Source organism: Streptomyces sp. NPDC017943 (assembly GCF_044328425.1).
GTDB lineage: Bacteria > Actinomycetota > Actinomycetes > Streptomycetales > Streptomycetaceae > Streptomyces > Streptomyces djakartensis_A.
Genome location: NZ_JBIRHH010000002.1, coordinates 669192 through 685627, shown reverse-complemented (window position 1 = coordinate 685627; position 16436 = coordinate 669192). Strand labels below are relative to the sequence as shown.

The 16436-nt window shown below is 75.0% G+C and carries 15 protein-coding genes; 4 read left to right on the top strand and 11 right to left on the bottom strand.

Annotation, left to right across the window (positions count from 1 at the left end):
• Positions 1–135: 135 nt before the first annotated feature.
• The 4 genes from egtD to egtA are packed head-to-tail and all read right to left on the bottom strand — an operon-like array spanning position 136 to position 4527.
• Entirely contained in the window at positions 136–1098 is a 963-nt protein-coding gene (gene egtD / locus ACH4C6_RS08090) for an L-histidine N(alpha)-methyltransferase (protein ID WP_398107679.1), read from the bottom strand.
• The gene (gene egtC, locus ACH4C6_RS08085) at positions 1095–1883 is read right to left on the bottom strand and encodes an ergothioneine biosynthesis protein EgtC (RefSeq protein ID WP_398107678.1); all 789 of its coding nucleotides are present in this window, start codon (positions 1881–1883) and stop codon (positions 1095–1097) included. Before egtC ends, egtD begins: the two co-directional genes overlap by 4 nt.
• Entirely contained in the window at positions 1883–3229 is a 1347-nt protein-coding gene (gene egtB / locus ACH4C6_RS08080) for an ergothioneine biosynthesis protein EgtB (RefSeq protein ID WP_398107677.1), read from the bottom strand. Before egtB ends, egtC begins: the two co-directional genes overlap by 1 nt.
• The gene (gene egtA, locus ACH4C6_RS08075; protein WP_398107676.1) at positions 3226–4527 is read right to left on the bottom strand and encodes an ergothioneine biosynthesis glutamate--cysteine ligase EgtA; all 1302 of its coding nucleotides are present in this window, start codon (positions 4525–4527) and stop codon (positions 3226–3228) included. Before egtA ends, egtB begins: the two co-directional genes overlap by 4 nt.
• Positions 4528–4818: 291 nt before the next feature.
• Between egtA and ACH4C6_RS08070 the strand changes: the two genes are divergently transcribed.
• Positions 4819–5649: a TIGR02452 family protein gene (locus ACH4C6_RS08070; protein WP_398107675.1), complete on the top strand. Its 831-nt coding sequence runs from the start codon at positions 4819–4821 to the stop codon at positions 5647–5649.
• A 28-nt stretch (positions 5650–5677) separates the two neighbouring features.
• On the opposite strand, the gene ACH4C6_RS08065 is transcribed toward ACH4C6_RS08070, so the two are convergent.
• The 6 genes from ACH4C6_RS08065 to ACH4C6_RS08040 all read right to left on the bottom strand — a co-directional run bounded on the left by ACH4C6_RS08065 (position 5678) and on the right by ACH4C6_RS08040 (position 11234).
• The gene (locus tag ACH4C6_RS08065) at positions 5678–6484 is read right to left on the bottom strand and encodes a hypothetical protein (protein ID WP_398107674.1); all 807 of its coding nucleotides are present in this window, start codon (positions 6482–6484) and stop codon (positions 5678–5680) included.
• Positions 6485–6608: 124 nt separating this feature from the next.
• On the bottom strand, positions 6609–7055 hold the full coding sequence (locus ACH4C6_RS08060) for a type II toxin-antitoxin system PemK/MazF family toxin (protein WP_398107673.1): 447 nt from the start codon (positions 7053–7055) through the stop codon (positions 6609–6611).
• 102 nt (positions 7056–7157) lie between these two features.
• Complete coding sequence (locus ACH4C6_RS08055) at positions 7158–8381, bottom strand: alpha/beta hydrolase family protein (protein ID WP_398107672.1); 1224 nt, start codon at positions 8379–8381, stop codon at positions 7158–7160.
• 261 nt (positions 8382–8642) lie between these two features.
• The gene (locus ACH4C6_RS08050) at positions 8643–10067 is read right to left on the bottom strand and encodes an amidase (RefSeq protein ID WP_398107671.1); all 1425 of its coding nucleotides are present in this window, start codon (positions 10065–10067) and stop codon (positions 8643–8645) included.
• Between the two features lie 179 nt (positions 10068–10246).
• Complete coding sequence (locus ACH4C6_RS08045) at positions 10247–10684, bottom strand: VOC family protein (protein ID WP_398107670.1); 438 nt, start codon at positions 10682–10684, stop codon at positions 10247–10249.
• A gap of 100 nt (positions 10685–10784) precedes the next feature.
• Positions 10785–11234 (bottom strand): spore-associated protein, encoded by a 450-nt coding sequence (locus ACH4C6_RS08040; protein WP_398107669.1) that lies wholly within the window; start codon positions 11232–11234, stop codon positions 10785–10787.
• Between the two features lie 298 nt (positions 11235–11532).
• Between ACH4C6_RS08040 and ACH4C6_RS08035 the strand changes: the two genes are divergently transcribed.
• The 3 genes from ACH4C6_RS08035 to ACH4C6_RS08025 all read left to right on the top strand — a co-directional run bounded on the left by ACH4C6_RS08035 (position 11533) and on the right by ACH4C6_RS08025 (position 15096).
• Complete coding sequence (locus tag ACH4C6_RS08035) at positions 11533–12504, top strand: hypothetical protein (RefSeq protein WP_398107668.1); 972 nt, start codon at positions 11533–11535, stop codon at positions 12502–12504.
• Between the two features lie 247 nt (positions 12505–12751).
• A complete protein-coding gene (locus tag ACH4C6_RS08030) occupies positions 12752–13546 on the top strand; it encodes a serine/threonine protein kinase (protein ID WP_398107667.1) in 795 nt (264 codons plus the stop codon).
• A complete protein-coding gene (locus ACH4C6_RS08025; RefSeq protein WP_398107666.1) occupies positions 13543–15096 on the top strand; it encodes a serine/threonine-protein kinase in 1554 nt (517 codons plus the stop codon). Before ACH4C6_RS08030 ends, ACH4C6_RS08025 begins: the two co-directional genes overlap by 4 nt.
• 105 nt (positions 15097–15201) lie before the next feature.
• Here the strand turns inward: ACH4C6_RS08025 and ACH4C6_RS08020 are convergent, their stop codons facing one another.
• Positions 15202–16371, bottom strand: coding sequence for a hypothetical protein (locus ACH4C6_RS08020; RefSeq protein ID WP_398107665.1), 1170 nt, complete (start codon positions 16369–16371; stop codon positions 15202–15204).
• Between the last annotated feature and the right edge of the window lie 65 nt (positions 16372–16436).

Below are 16436 nucleotides of genomic sequence, written 5' to 3'. Positions count from 1 at the left end.
TGGGGGGTGGGCGCGCTGCGGCCGCGCCCGGCGCGGGGGGGGGTCCCCCCGCCCCAGCCCCCCCCCCCCCCGGGGGGGGGGGCCCCCCCCCCCCCCCCCCCCGCCCCCCCCCCCCGCCACGGTGCACCGGCGGTGTCAGCGGGCCGTGCTCAGGGACAGTGCGAACCGCCCCTCGCCGTCGGTCCACCAGTGGGTCAGCTCCAGCCCGGCCGCGGACAGTTCGCCGCGCACGCCCTCCTGCCGGAACTTCGCGGACACCTCGGTGCGCAGCTCCTCGCCCGCCGCGAAGTCCACCGCGAGGCCGAGCGCCGGCACCTTCACGGTCTGCTCCGAACGGGACCGCAGCCGCATCTCGATCCACTCCCGCCCGGGGTCCCACCGGGCCACGTGGTCGAACCCCGCGAGGTCGAAGTCGGCGCCGAGCTCGCGGTTGATCACCGTCAGGACGTTCTTGTTGAACGCCGCCGTCACCCCGGCCGCGTCGTCGTACGCCCGGACCAGTACCTCCTCGTCCTTGACCAGGTCCGTGCCCAGCAGCAGGGCGTCGCCCGGCGCGAGCATGGCCCGCACGGACGCGAGGAACGCGGCGCGCTCGGCGGGCAGGAGGTTGCCGATCGTGCCGCCGAGGAACGCCACCAGCCGCGGCCCCGGCGTGTCCGGCAGGCTCAGCTCACCGGTGAAGTCGGCGATCAGCGCGTGCACGTCCAGGTCCGGCCGCTCGGCGGCGAGCGCCCGCCCGGCCTGGGTGAGCGCGCTGCCGCTGACGTCGACGGGCACGTAACTGCGCAGCTCCGTCAGGGAGTCGAGCAGGTGCCGGGTCTTCTCGGAGGAACCGGAGCCCAGCTCGATCAGCGTGCGGGCCCCGCTCGCCGCGGCGATGTCGCCGGAGCGTGCGAGGAGGATCTCCCGTTCGGCACGGGTCGGGTAGTACTCGGGCAGTGCGGTGATCTCCTCGAACAGGTCGCTGCCGTGGGCGTCGTAGAACCACTTCGGCGGCAGCGTCTTGGGGGAGCCGGTCAGACCCCGCCGGACGTCGGCGCGCAACGCGGCGTCCGTGGCGTCCTCGGGCAGGGTGCGGGTCAGCTGGAACGGGCTCACGTGCGGGACTCCTCGGGAGTGGGCGCGAAGGTGTCGGCCGGCTCTTTCAGCGGCGTGAGCAGCACGTCCGTGCGGCTCGCCGCGAGCAGGGTGCGGTCGGGGACCTCCTGCCAGTGCGGATCGTCGTCGTAGGGCTCGGAGGCCACGACCGTTCCGCCGCCGGGCAGGGTGAGATACCACAGCGTGTCGCCCCAGGCGGTCGCCGTGATGGTGTCGCCGTTGGTCATCAGCAGGTTGAGCCGGGAGCCGGGGGCCGCGGCCGCCACCTCCAGGACGGCGTCGGCCAGGGCCTGGCCCTCCTCGTCGCCGCCGCGCAGCCGGGCCAGCACCAGCGCCCAGACGAGCGCCGAGTCGTTGCGGGCCTCCAGAGACAGCAGGTCCTCGTCCGGCAGTGTCCGGGACAGGGCCGCCAGCGTGCCGGGCCAGCCCTTGACCGCGCCGTTGTGGCTGAACAGCCAGGTCCCCGCCGCGAACGGCGCCGCGGCGGCCTCGGCGTCCGCGCCGGACAGTGTCGCGTCGCGCACCGCCGCGAGCAGCCCTTCGGTCGTCACGACCCGGGCCAGGTCCGCGAACGACAGATCCGCCCAGATCGGCCCGGCCCGGCGGTAGCGGGCCGGCACCGGGTCGCCCTGGGCGTACCAGCCGACGCCGAAGCCGTCGGCGTTGACCGTCCCGTGGCGCTGGTGCCGGGGCGCCCACGACTGCCGGTACAGCCCGTGCGGGGGCTGCACCAGCAGCCGGCCCAGCGGCTCGCCCGGCCCCACGTAGGCCAGGTGACGGCACATCAGTTCCCCTCCGCGGAGCGGGCGGTGCGGAAGCCGGAGAAGATCTGCCGCCGGATCGGGTAGTCCCAGTTGCGGAACGTGCCGCGGCACGCCACCGGGTCCACGGCGAAGGAACCGCCGCGCAGCACCTTGTGGCCGGGGCCGAAGAAGACCTCGGAGTACTCCTTGTACGGGAACGCCCGGAACCCCGGATAGGGCAGGAAGTCGCTCGCCGTCCACTCCCACACGTCGCCGATCAACTGCCGCACGCCGAGCGGCGACTCACCGGCCGGGTAGCTCCCGGCGGGTGCCGGGCGCAGGTGCCGCTGGCCGAGGTTGGCGTGCTCGGGGCCGGGGTCGGCGTCGCCCCACGGGTAGCGCATCGAGCGGTCGCCGGCCGGGTCGTACCGGGCGGCCTTCTCCCACTCGGCCTCCGTGGGCAGCCGGCGTCCCGCCCAGCGCGCGTAGGCGTCGGCCTCGTACCAGCACACGTGCAGCACGGGCTCGTCGGGCGGGACCACCTCCGTGACGCCGAAGCGGCGCCGCAGCCACTGCGCGCCGTCGCGCCGCCAGAACAGCGGGGCGCGGATGCCCTGCCCGCGGATGTGCGCCCAGCCCTCGGGCGTCCACCAGCGCGGATCGTCGTATCCGCCGTCCTCGATGAACGCCCGGTACGCGGCGTTGGTCACGGGAGTGGTGTCGATGTGGAAGGCGGCCACCTCGCGCCGGTGCGCGGGGCGTTCGTTGTCCAGGGCCCACGGCTCGCCGGAGGTGCCCATGGTGAACGGGCCGCCGGGCACGAGGACCTCGGACGGCCCGGTGAACAACGGCACCGGCTCCGGGTCGGGCGCCGTCAGCGCCTGCGGGCCCTTCCTGAGCTGATGGGTGATCAGCATGGTCTCGTCGTGCTGCTGTTCGTGCTGGGCGATCATGCCGAAGGCGAAACCGGCCTCCGTGAGCCGGGTCCCGTCGAACGCCGCCCGCTCCAGGACGTCCAGTGCCCGGCCGCGCACGTCCGCCGCATAGGAGCGGGCCTCGGCGGGCGCCAGCAGGGGCAGTTTGGGCCGTTCGGCCCGCGGGTGCTCGAAGGCGTCGTAGAGACTGTCGATCTCCGGGCGTATCGCCTCCTGCCCGGCGACGGCCCGCAGCAGCCACTGCTCCTCCTGGTTGCCTATGTGCGCGAGGTCCCAGACCAGCGGCGACATCAGCGGGGAGTGCTGCGCGGTCAGGTCGGGCTCCTCGACGCAGCTGGTCAGCAGGGTCGTACGGTCGCGGGCCAGGACCAGCGCGGCGACGGCGCGCTCGCGCAGCGCCTCCGGGTCCGCGGCCGGGGCGTCCGGAGCGGCCTCGGGACGGGTGTCGGTCATGAGCGCGGGTCCTTCCCGTGGGTGCGGCCGTCCGCGGCGCGCTGTCGGTCGAGCAGGTCGTCGGCGGGGCAGCGGCCCAGGACGACGTAACGGTCCAGGAAGGCCGTGACGGCCTCGACGACCTCCGGGGAGGCGCCGAGCCGGGGCAGGGCCTCCAGCGCGGCCGTGAAGCAGACCACGGCCGTCTCGCGCAGCTCCGGATCGGCCAGCGCGGAGCGGGCCGCGTCGCGCCACAGCGGATTGTCCGGCGCGGTCAGCCCCAGGGTCCGCTCGGCCAGCGGCTTCACCGCCCGGTAGGCGGTCTCGGCGGCCTCCGGGTCGTCGAACAGCGCCGCCGTGACGGCCAGCGGCACGATCCAGCCGTCGTCGCCCGGCTGCGCGTCGATCATGCGCAGTTCCAGGTGGCCGCGCGGCCTGACCGGCGGGAACAGTGTCGTCAGGTGGTAGTCGAGGTCCTCCCGGGTGGGCGGCCTGGGGGCGCCGGTGCGCAGCCACTCACGGAAGGTGAGCCCCTCGGGGACCTCCCAGGGCGTCCGGTCGCCGCGGACGCACATCACGGGGGAGTCCAGGACGTGGCGGGTCCAGGCGCCGCGCGGGTCGGCGTCCAGGGGCGGTCCGCCCGCCCGGCCGGCGCCGATCCGCGTCCAGGTGAGCTGGCGCGTGGACCGCCAGCCGGTGGGACGGTGACCGGTGAGCGGGGAGTTGGCGAACGCCGCCACCAGGACCGCGCCCAGGTGGTGGGCCAGCCACCAGCGCCGCACGTGGCCGAGGGGCCCCGGCTCCTCGTGGCCGGCGTCCAGGCACACCTGTACGGAGGCGGAGCTGCACATCATGTCCCGGCCGGCCGGGCCGGTGCGGTCCAGGCTGGTCTCCATGGCGTCGTAGCGCGGTTCGCGCAGGAACCGGCGGGGCGGGTGCCAGGGGTCCTGGCCGAGGCCGGCGAGGGCGAGACCGTCCTGCCCGAGGACCGCGCGGACGGCGTCCAGATCGGCGGAGACGGTGTCGACGCACTCGGTCAGCGAGGTGGCGGGCGGCGAGCTGAGCTCCAGCTGGCCGCCGGGCTCGACCGTGAGCGCCGACCGCAGGGGCAGGGTCCGTACGGCCGCGTGGGCCGCCCGGAGTCGTTCGTGGGTGACGGGGAGCTGCGGGGCGCGCAGCTCGTGGACGAGCCATTCCACCTCGACGCCGAGGCGGCGGGGCGGGCCGGTCTTGAAGCAGATGCCGCGGACCAGTGCCTCGACCTCGGCTTCGGACAACGAGGTGCGTGGCCGGGTACAGCCACTTACCGAATCGGACATGTCGGGATCCTCCTGAGATTCCACCATGCCACCGGTCCGGGCACATCGGCGCCCGGACCGGACGACCCGTCCCACCCAAGACTGTCGTCCCGCTCACCACAAGGGGGCAAACCGGGACGTCAGTGATCGGTCACACCTGGGGTGTCCGGCGTTCGCCCGCGCTTCCGCCCCATTCCTCCGGCAACGGAAAACTCCGTTGCGCGGCGGTTCGGGCATCGACCACCATGCCTGCGTGAGCACGACAAGAACGGCCGCGCGGTGCGCGGTCACGCCGCGTACGGGGGTCGCGGCGTGAGCGCGCGCCTGCGCGGTGTGGCACAGGAGACCGAGCGGATCGTCGCGGCGGGCGGCTACCGGACGCCCGGCGGACGCGAGATGCGGATCGCCGAGCAGGTCCAGGCGGCCCGGGAGGGCACCCGCCTGCACGGGCCGGAACCCGTCCCCGTGCCCGCCGTCCGGGTGACGCGCACCCGCGTCGAGGTCACCGGTGAGAGCAGCCTGGAGGCCGCCCGCCGGCTGGGCGGCTCCGTGGCGGTGCTGAACTTCGCTTCGGCCCGCAATCCCGGTGGCGGCTACCTGAACGGCGCGCAGGCGCAGGAGGAGGCGCTGTGCCGGGCCTCGGCCCTGTACACCTGCCTGCTGCGCGCCCGCGACTTCTACGAGCACCACCGGGCCCACCGCGACCCCTTCTACACGGATCGGGTCATCCACTCACCCGGTGTGCCGGTCTTCCGCGACGACCGGGGCCGGCTGCTGGAGGAGCCGTACACCGCCGGCTTCCTGACCTCCCCCGCGCCCAACGCGGGCGTGGTGCTGCGCACGGCACCGGAACGGGCGGCCGAACTGCCGCGCGCCCTGGCGGTGCGGGCGGAACGCGTCCTGGAGACGGCCGCCGCACACGGCTACCCGCGGCTCGTCCTGGGCGCGTGGGGCTGCGGCGTGTTCCGCAACGACCCGGCGCAGGTGGCGGCGGCGTTCCACGGCCTGCTGGGCCCCGGCGGCCGCTTCGCGGCCACCTTCGACCACGTCGTCCTCGGCATCCTCGACCGCACCCCGGGCGCGACCGTCCGGGCCGCCTTCGAGCGGGAGTTCGGCCTCCGCGCTCCCGCATCCCGCACCTGACGCGCCCGGGAGCCCGCGCTTCAGGGGGTCAGGGGCAGCTCTCGCCGAACTTGACCGCCCTGAACCTCACCGGCTGCCCCTTCAGGGCCGTGCCCGCGGCCGGCTTCTGCGTGCACACCTGCCAGTTCGACTCCAGGAACACGAAGCGGTCCTCCGCGCTCGCGTCGTCGACGGTGATCGACGTGCCGGAGTCCAGCGCCGCCCGGGCGGCCTTCACCGATTTCCCGGTGAAGTCCGGCATCTTCCCGTTCTCGGCGGTCGGCGGCTTCGCGTCCTTCGCCGGGCACGTCTCGTCCAGTTTCACCGTGCCGAAGTCCAGGTCGGTACCGGTCGACGTGGAGCTGCCCGCCCTGACGTTCTGGCTGCACACCTTCCAGTTGCGGTCGAAGGCCTGCATGCGGTCCCGGCCGAGCGCGTCGTGCGAGGTGAGGCCGTGGAAGCCGAGCTCCTGCGCCCTGTCCTGCGCCGATTGCAGGCCCATGCCGACGAAGTCGGGCACCTTCGCCTTCTCGTCGTCCTTGCCGGCCTTCGGCTTCTCGTCCTCGACGGGCTCGACGGGCTCGACGGGCTCGGCGTCACCGCCGGCGGGCTTCGCCTCGGCGGTCTCGGTGACCGTGACGGTCGGCTGCGGCGCGGCGCCGCTGCCCGTCTTCTGCCGGCCGTCACCGTCGGCGGCGCCGACGCCGACTCCGACGAGGAAGACGAGGCACGCGGCCGGAAGGGCGACGCGCTTGCGGGCCCAGCCCGGCTTGCCGCCGGGCCGTCCGGGCTGTCCGGGCTGCCCGGGCGGGCCGACGAACGTCGGCGGGGCAGGCGGCTGCTGGTGGTGCGACATGGATCCCCCCACGGTTGAACGTTGGACTATCTTAGTCCAGATGTGAGGGAAGCGTGAACGCAGAGGTCTCTGTTACTGGCAACCGGGCGCCGGACATGACCGGATGTCAGGCGGGCGGGGAGGGTCAGCTCCAGCCGTAGCGCTCCTGCAGACGGCGTCGGACGAGGTTGAAGCGCATCCGGTCCAGGGCGCAGGCCTCCCGGCGCATGCCCTCCTCGTGCAGGCGCAGCACCCGGTCGACGTCCACCCACGAGTCCCGGCCGGACCGGTCCCAGGGGCCGCTGCCGATCGGCACCCACTCCCGGTCGTCGTCGTGCCGCTTGCTGGAGAGCTGCACCGCGAGGAACGTCCCGGCCGCCTCCCGCGCGACGACCAGGACCGGGCGGTCCTTGCCGCGGCCGTCGTTCTCCTCGTACGGCACCCACGTCCAGACGATCTCGCCGGGGTCCGGGTCACCGTCGCGGTCGGGGGAGTACTCCGTGCGCACCGGGCCGCTCCTGCGCGGGTCGGCCTGGACGGTGGCGGAAGGGCCGTGGCGGCCGGGGACCTTGTCGTCGGGGAACGTGCTCACGGGGGCACCCTAGAGGCTGCCCATGTGCATGGCGACCTCCCACCGCGGCGAACTCGCCCAGGCACTCGCCCGTCCCTCCACCGGAAGCTGGTGACCGCGAACTCAGGGACGGTGGAACCGCACCTCCGGGTGGGCCGGGTCCGGGCCGTCGAGGAGCGGCTGGTTGCTGCCCCGCAGGTGCTCGTCGAAGAAGGCGGCGACGTACGCGCGGGTGACCGCCACCGCGCGGTCGGCCGGGAGGTCGCCACCGGGCAGGCCCAGGTGGTCGAGGAGCACGGGCGCGTCGGAGAAGCCGAGGTGGTCGGCGCCGTCGACGGTGAGCCAGTGCTTCTCGCCGTTCAGAGCCGTCCAGGTGGTGTCCCAGGAGGTGTCCTCACCGCCCGGCCGGTGGAACTCGTCGGTGCCCAGCACCAGGAACGGGCGTCCGCCGAGTCCGTCGGCGGGCACCGTGTCCCAGAAGGTGCCGTCCATGTTCACCCCGGCGTCGATGCGCCGGTCGGCGGCCATGGCGCTGAGGGCGCTCGCACCGCCGATGGAGTGGCCGGCCATGCCGATGCGTGTCCGGTCGATGGCGGACGCGTACCGCCAGGCAGGCCGGGAGCCGGTCAGCCGGTCCAGGACGAAGCGGGTGTCGGCGGTCCGGGCCGCGGTGACCAGGCGCCCGTCGGCCCAGTCGTTCCCCTCCATGACCGTGCAGGCGACGCAGGTCAGGGTCCGTCCGCCCGGCACCGACGTACCGGACGACTCGTAGGCGTGGTCGAGCGAGGCGACGACGTAGCCGCGGGAGGCGAGGTCCACGGCGAGGCTGGTGAGAGTGAACCGCGGCAGGCCGAAGCCGGGCGAGAGCACCACCAGCGGGTGCCGTCCCGGAGCAGGGCGTACGTCCACCTGGCTGTGTGTACGGGCTCGCGCCACCTGCCGCACCACCGGCCCCTCCACGGACACGCCCTGCAGCAGCAGCCGGGCCTCCTCCCGGGTGGCGTACGGGGCGGGGCGTCCCCGTGTGTGCCGGGCGGAGGCGGGGTAGTGCAGGGTGACCATGAGCTCCCGGCCGTCGGCCTCGGGCACCCAGGGATCGGGCCGCGAGCGGTCCACGAGGTGGAGGACGGAACTTCCCACCGCGCGGGGGCCGGTGGGAGCCGGCAGCCGCATGCGGTCGGCCTGCCGGTCCGGGACGGTCGCGGCGGTCAGCGGAAGGGGCGGCGCAGCCATGGCGGTGGCGGCGGTGCGCGAAGGGTGCGGCGCAGCCATGGCGGTGGTGGCGGCCGGTAACGCGACCGCGCCGGCGAGAAGGGCGGCGGCGGCCGCCCGAGTCAGTTTGTTCATGAGCGGGACGCTACGGTCCCGGACCCGGACCCCGCGTCCGTCCACGGTCCCGACCGCCACCGCAGCCGTACGACCCGGGTCGGAGGCCGGTATCCGCCGCAGGGCCGGAGGCGAGGCACGCGCTTCCTCCTCGCCCGCGCCACCGAGGTGGTCCGCGAGCCGGAGCCGCCCTACTCGGTGCGCCGCGCCGTGGCCGTACGCGCCCGGGCGGCCCCAGCCGGCCGGGACCGGTGCGCCCGGCGTCGCCGCCGGGACGCGTCGCTACGCCGCCGCGGCGTCCGCCGTGACCGGCGGCGCAGGCCACCGGTCCTGCCAGCGCAGCTCCGCCTCCAACTGCGCGGCCACCTGCGCCAGGAGCGGCTCACTGTGCGCCGGGCCCAGCAACTGCGCCCCGACGGGCAGTCCGTCCGGCGTGAACCCGGCGGGCACATTGATCCCCGGCCAGCCCAGCACGTTCCACGGCCAGGCGTAGGGGCAGGCCGCGATCATGGCCCGGTCGGTGGCGAAGCCGCTGAGTTCCAGCAGGGCGCCGATACGGGGCGGGGGAGCGGCCGTCGTGGGCGCCAGGACGACGTCGTAGGAGTCGAAGAAGGAGCCGATACGGCGGTGCAGCACGGCCTCCGCACGGCGTGCCGCCCGCAGCGGCGCCCCGCCGAGCAGCCGGCCCAGCCGGGCCGCGTCCCGGGTGCGCCGGTCCAGCAGCGCCGGGAAGGGCGCCTCGCCCACCCGCTCGGCGATCCCGGCGGTGGCACGCGGCACGAACGCCAGCCCGATCTGCCCGTACGGCGGGTCGGCCTCCTCCACCGTGTGCCCGAGGCGGGCGAGCCGCTCGGCGAGTTCGGTGACCCGGGTGCGGACCTCGGGCAGCAGCCGGGCGGGGACGGCGGTGAAGGGCGGCTTGAGGGAGAGCGCGACGCGCAGCCGCCCGGGGTCGCGTCCGACGGCCGCCGACAGGTCGATCGCCGGGGGACGGTGCGGGTCCAGGTCGTGGTTGCCGCTCGCCGCGTCCAGCAGCAGGGCCGCGTCGGCCACGGTGCGGGCCAGGGTCCCGTTGACGGTGATGCCCTGGAAGGACTCGCCGCGCGGCCAGGTGGAGATGCGGCCGCGCTGCGGCTTGATGCCGACCAGATGGGTCCAGGCGGCCGGGATCCGCACCGAACCGGCCCCGTCCGAACCCAGCGCGGCGGGCACCAGCCCGGCGGCGACCGCGGCGGCCGAGCCGCCCGAGGAACCGCCGGGCGTGTGGTCCGTGCTCCACGGGTTGCGCGTCGAGCCGAACGCGGGACCCTCGGTGAACGGCCACTGCCCGAACTCGCAGGTGTTGGTCTTGCCCACGATCACGGCCCCGGCCGCGCGCAACCGCCGTACGGCCTCGCCGTCCCCGGGGACCGGCGGGAACTCGCCGCAGCAGCCGAAGGCGGTCGGCTCGCCGGCCACGTCCATGTCGTCCTTCACCGCCACCGGCACCCCGAGCAACGGCTTGCGCACACCCGCGGCCAGCTCCCGGTCGGCGGCGTCCGCCTCCGCGAGCGCCGCGTCGGTGCGTACGATCCGGAAGGCGTTCACGCTGCTCTGCGCCGCCTCGATCCGGGCCAGCGTGCGCTCGACCAGCGCGCGGGAGGACACCTCGCCGGCGGCCAGCGCGCGGGCGGTCTCCGCCAGACCCTCGGCACGGTCGAACGTCATGCGGACACCTCCGGAAGCGGCTTGTCTACCGAACGGTAACGTCCGGTGGCCGAGGGCGGAACGCCGCGACGGGAGTGGACGTTCACCCACGGGCCACACCCTCCCCAGTACGCACATTCGTCACGTTCAAACGGGAAAGGCTCGTTTCCGCCGGTGAGCGGGGGTCCCGCTCCGGTGGGTCACTCCACGAAGACGCAGAAGGGATGCCCGTCGGGGTCGCGGTACACGCGGAACGGCTCGTCGTCCTCGGCATCGGGCTGCTCCCGGTCGGCCAGCAGGGTGCCGCCCAGGGCGAGCACACGTGCGTGCTGGTTCCGCAACTCCTCCCGCGAGGGCACGGCCAGGTCCAGGTGCAGCTGCTGCGGGACGGTGCCGTCCGGCCAGGTCGGTGTGCGCAGCTCCGTCACCTGCTGCACGGCGATCTGCGGTCCGCCGCGCGGGTCGCGCAGCACCAGCCAGTCCCGGCCGCGCTCGTCGGGCCGCCCCGCGGGCGGGGGCTCGTCCCCGTCGCGGTACACCAGGCCCAGCAGGGCCCGGTAGAACTCCGCCAGCGCGCGGGCATCCGTGCTGTCGAGCACCGTCTGCACCAGCCGGATGCCGTTCTCCCCGTCCGTCACCGCACCCGGGTGCCCCGGCGGCCACCGGATACGCGGCCCGCGCGGAACGGAACGGGCCGCCTCCCCGCCGTGGTCGCGGAGGGGGGACGGCCCGGCCGGGTCAGCGGGTGCCGGTGACCCGGTGCTCCCTCAGGGCGCCGCAGTTGGAGCCGTACACCTGCACGTAGGTGTTGGCGATGCTGCCGCCCCAGTCCACGCAGTGGCCCTTGCCGTAGACGTGGGTCGGGCCGGCGTACGAGGTGAACAGGCCCTCGTCGTAGTGGCTCTCCTCCGTGTCCGGTACGGAGGCCCAGGCGGACATGGCGACGGCCTTGCCCGGGTTGTTGCGGATGGTCGCGACGCAGTTCTGCCCGTTGGACGCGTTGTAGGTCAGGTAGACCGTCCCCAGCGAGCCGAGAGCCGCCGAGTTGACCGTCTTGTAGCCGCTTCCGCACACCTTCTGCGGTGTGGTGTTCGGCGCGGCGGAGGCCGGTGCCGCCAGGGCGGTCAGGGTGCCCAGCGACAGAGCCGCCACGGCGGAGGCGGACAGAACGGAACGGGTGAATCTCATATTTCCCCCTTGCAACTCTTCGAGGTGGTTGCTCCTGCAGGGTGTGACCCGCGGAGCACCCAAAGGGTTGTGCGCCATCTCCCTAGTAAGTTGCGGCAGTTGAAAGGAGGCGGGCGAAGGGCCGGTTCCGTGTGCCCGTCGGCACACGCGAGCTCCCGAGGATCTGCGCAGGGGTGTCACACAGGCTGCACACCGCCCTTCCAAAGCGTCGTTAGCGTTACGGCTCGCTCCAGCGTGCGAACGTGACCAGGTCGCGGCCGGCGGGCCGCCGCAACAGCCAGATCGGGAAGACCCACACATGGACTACTGCTCGTCGTGCCGCAGGCACCTCAACGGCGCCCTGGTCTGCCCGGGCTGCGGCGCCTACGCCCCGGACATCGACCCCTGCGGCATCGACGGCCGCACCGGCCGGACCGCGGCGAGCAGCACCGTCCCGTCCATGGGGAAGATCGCTCCGTCCGCGGGGGAGACCGTCCCGTCCGCGGGGGAGGCCGCCCCGGGCCTGTCGTACGACACGTCCCTCCTGGACCGGACCCTCCCCGGCGCGCAGCGGCCCGCCGCCCTCGCCCCCGAGCCGGACCGGGCGCCCGTGCCGTCCGGCGCCCACGAGGGCCCGGAGCCCGGGGCGCCCGACGGCTCCGAGGGCCGCCCGCAGGGCCGGGCCGCGCGGCGCCGGCAGATGGCCCGCTGGAAGAAGAACCAGCGGCGGGCCGTGGTGGCGACCGCGGTCGCCCTCGTCGGCGGGGGACTGACCGTCGCCGCCGTGAACGGCAACGCCACCCCCGGAGTGCAGGCGGCCACCACACCGGGCGACACCCCCATGGGCGGCACCGGGGCGCAGGCGCCGGACTCCACCGGACCCGCCCCGGACCGGTACGGCACCCCGCGGTCCTCGCCCACCACGTCACCGCGGTCCCCGCGCGCCTCGCGCCACCAGCAGAACCGGTCCGCCGACCCCCGCACCACCCCCGCCGGCACGCACACGGACGCCGCCACCGCGCCCCGCGAGCTGCCGCTCACGTCCCCCGGGCGCACCGGGGCGGCCGCCCCGGACACCGCGGGCTCCTCCCGTCCCGGCGCCGGCGCCACCGCTCCGGCCGCCACCACGCCGGCCGCGCCTCCCGCCGCCGGGACGGACACCCGGCCGCCCGAGTCCCCCGCCACGCCTCCGCCCGCGACGGACCCCACGGCGCCCGCCCCGCCGCCTTCGGACCCGGACTCCGGCACCACCCGCGACGAACTCTGCCTGCTCGTCATCTGCCTCGGCTGAACCGAAAACCGGTGGCCGTCCGGCGGCGCCGCTCCGTATCGTCGGACCATGGCCGACGAGTGCTCAACTCCTGTACTGCACACGGAAGTTCGCGTCCCGGCCACCGACGGCGCCCCCCTTCCCCGCAGCGACCCGACCGACGCCCCGCATCCCGCCGCGTACACGGCCCGGCCGCCTCCGCGGCGGGTCCGATCCGCCCTACAATCCTGGCGACCAAATCGGGGGCGTCATCAGCGGGGGAGTCCGCGTGGAAACCATCATCGTGCAGTTGCCCGGTCCCGCCCGGTGGGGTGCGGACGACACGGGCAGTCCGGAACTGATCCACCTGGGGCCGGGGGACATCGCCGACTTCGGCCGCGGCACGGCCGGCGTGCGCATCGTCCTGGAGGACCCCGGCATCTCCCGCCGCGCGGGCCAGCTGGAGGCGGCGGGCGACTACTGGCGGCTGTCCAACTTCAGCCGCAGCGTGTCGTACGTCGTCGAGAACCTGGAGGGGGCCGGGGAGTACCTGACCGTCGCTCCCGGGCGGCTCGGGGCGCCGGTGCCCTTCGAGTTCTCCCGCGTCGTGCTGCCCGCCCTGTCCGGCACCGCCACCTTCAAGGTGTTCGCACCCCAGCACGCCTACCTCGGCGAGCAGTCCGCCCCGGGCGGCGGGGAACAGACCGTGCACCCCTTCGCCCTGGACCCGACGTCGAAGTACTTCCTCGTCCTGGTCGCCCTGTGCGAATCCCGGCTGCGCGACCCGTCCGACTCGGCACTGCCGGGAGTCGGGCAGATCGTGGACCGGCTGCGGCCGCTGGAGTCCTGCCGGGACCTCACGCGCTCCGCGGTCAACTACCACATCGACTACCTGGCCTTCGCCAAACTCCGCCTGGAACCCGTGGAGGAGGCCGCGGCCGGACCCGACGGCGGCCGCACCGGCGCCAAGCGCGCCCGGCTCGCCTCCGTCGCCCTGCGCTTCGGCCTGGTGCGCGAGGAACACCTCGGCCTGCTGCCGCCGCGCAGCGCCCGCCGCGCCGCCCCGCAGGAGGCCGGCGCATGAGCACGCCCGGCGCCCCGGACGACGAACTGGAGGCACCCCGCCCGCGGTTGCCGGAAGGCTTCCGGATCGGCGCCTGGGAGACGGGTCCCGTCATCGGCTCCGGGGGCTGGGGCACCGTGTACGAGGGACGTGCGGTCGCCGACGGCACGCCCGTCGCCGTGAAGGTGCTCCCCACCGGCACCCTGGGACCCGGACAGCGCGCCGCGCTCGGTGAACTCGTCTCCCGTGAGGTCCGGTTCAGCGCCGAGGCCGACCATCCGCACCTCGTGCGCACCCACGCCGTGTGCACCGTCGAGGCACCGGGGACACCCGAACTCGACGGGGCGATCGCCCTGGTGATGGACCGGGCCGAGGCCAGCCTGAAGGACGTGCTGGACTCCGCCGTGACGGGCACGCCGATCGACGACGCCCCGCGCGTCCTGCGCGGCGTCGCCGCCGGACTCGCCCACATGCACGACGCCGGGTGGGTGCACGGCGACCTCAAACCCGCCAACGTCCTGCTCGGCCCAGGCGGCCGGGTGTGGCTCGCCGACTTCGGTCTCGCCACCGAACTCGACGGCACCCACGCCCACTTGCCGCCGCTCGGCACGCTCGACCACCTGCCGCCCGAGTGGTGGTCCCAGCGCACCGGCGCCGACGGTTCCGTCGTCCGGCCCACCGCCGACGTCTGGGCGTTCGGCGTCCTCGCCCACCAGGTCCTCACCGGCGGACTGCACCCCTTCCCGGGCGCCACCGCCCGGGCCCGTTCGCTCGCCGCCCAGGCCTACGCACGCGGCACCGCCGCGCTGCGGCTGGACGCCGGGCTCGACGAGGACATGCGCCGGCTCATCGCCGACTGCCTGGCCCCCGACCACGCCGGGCGGCTGCCGCACACGGCGCCCACGGTCGCCGCACGGGTCGAGGAGATCACCGGCGTCCCCGGCCGCCGCCGCGGACGCCTGGTGCCGGCCGTCGCGGCCGGGCTCGCCGTCCTGGCCGCCGCGGCGGTCGCCGGGACGCTGTGGCTCGGCGGGACCGGCGACGACCGGGACGACGACGGCGGCCGGCGCACCCAGGCCGCCGCCACCGGCCCGCGCGGCGACGCGCCCGGCGAGATCCCCGCGGGCTCCGACGTCCCCGCATCGCTGCGCGACGTCATCACCCGCGCCGCGCACCGCTGCACGGACGAGGAGATCACCCCCGCCCTGCTCGCCGCGCTCGTCAAGGCGGAGAGCGGCTTCGACCCGAAGGCCTCCCGCCCGGAAGCCGACGAGTACGGCATCGCCATGTGGACGCCGTCGGTGTTCCGGGCCTGGGCCGTGGACGGCGACGGCGACGGGGACAAGGACCACATGTCACCACCGGACGCGATCTCCACCATGGCCGGATACGTGTGCTGGCTCGACCAGCGCTTCAAGGAGGCGGGCCTGCCGAAGAAGGACCTCCCCGCCCTGGTGGCCGCCGGCTACCGCACCAGCGACCGCACGGTCATCGAGGAACGCGGCATCCCCGAACGGGTCCGGCCGCACGTCGCGAAGGTGCTGCGCTACCACGCGGCGTACCTGCGCTGACCGGGGCGCCCGCGGCAGCTGGGCGCCCCGGAGGGGTGCGAACGCGAGCGGTGGGCCGGACCCTCCGGGGCCCCGCCCACCGCTCGTCCCCCGTTCCCGCCACGGCTACGGCTGACCGCACTCCGGGACGTTCGGCAGCCGGTTGTCCGGCGAGCTGATGTAGATGTTGGACATGTAGCCGCCGTACTGCGGCAGATAGGCCCACCAGTCGTTGGTGTACGGCGGCACACTGACCGTCTCGCCCCGGGTCTGGCAGCCCACCAGGACCTCCACGCCCGCCGGGAGCCGGGTCACCCGTCCCGAGCCCGTCGCCGGCGTCCTGCGGACGTTGACGAGCTCGCCCCAGGTGCCGAACCACGTCCCGGACGGCCGCACACCGCCCGGCACGTCCAGCGAGCGGGTCAGCCGGCCGATGTCGGTGTACGCCTTCCCGTACGGCGTGCCCACCGGGTGCAGGGTCAGGACGGCCACGATCGTCCGGTCGTCCGCGCCGACCGTGCCGGTGGTGTGCAGCGCCGGCCGTGTCAGGTCCACGGCGGCGGGCCCCGGGGCGGGGGCCGGGTCCGCCTCCGGGCCCGGCGCACCGTCCTCCGGGCCGCACGTGCCCTTCGCGTACTTCCCGGACCAGCCCTGCTTCACGGCCCAGGGACGGTCGAACGCCCCGGCGATGCCGAAGTGCTGGTCGAAGCCGTCGGAGGCGCAGCGCGTCGAGGCACGCAGGTTGTCCATGACGAAGGTGCGCACCGGTGCGGGGGCCTCGTCCAGCAGGTACCGGTAGATCGTCACCGTGTCGTGGGCCGACACCGAGGTGTAGCCCCAGTAGCCCTCGTAGCCGGCAGGCGGCGGGTCGGTGTCGCGCAGTCCGAGCCGGTCGGACATCCGGGCGATGATCGCCGAGCCGCCCCGTGCCTGCCAGTAGTGGCTCGCCGCGTCGTCGTCACTGCTGCGCAGCATGGGCTCCAGGAGGGCCCGGTCGGCCGGCGGGACGGTGTAGGCGGGCCCGCGGTCCCACAGGAAGTCCAGCGCCAGCAGCAGCTTCACCACCGAGGCGGAACGGAACTTCGCACGGTCGTCGACCTGTTCCGTGAACGCCCCGGCACGGCGGTCGAAGACGGCCACACCGGCGGTGACACCGGCCGGGATCTGCGCGTCCGCGGCGGCTTCGGCCGCCTGCGCGGGCTTCTCCGCGCGGGGCTGTGCATGGGCGCCGGTCGTCAGCGAGGCGACCGTGACGGCGGTCGCGAGTGCGGCGGCGCCGCGCAGGAACATACGCATGGTTGCCTTTCCTGGGTGCCCGGTCGTCCGGCGGGGCCCGGTGGCCCCCGTGCCGGCCACTGTAG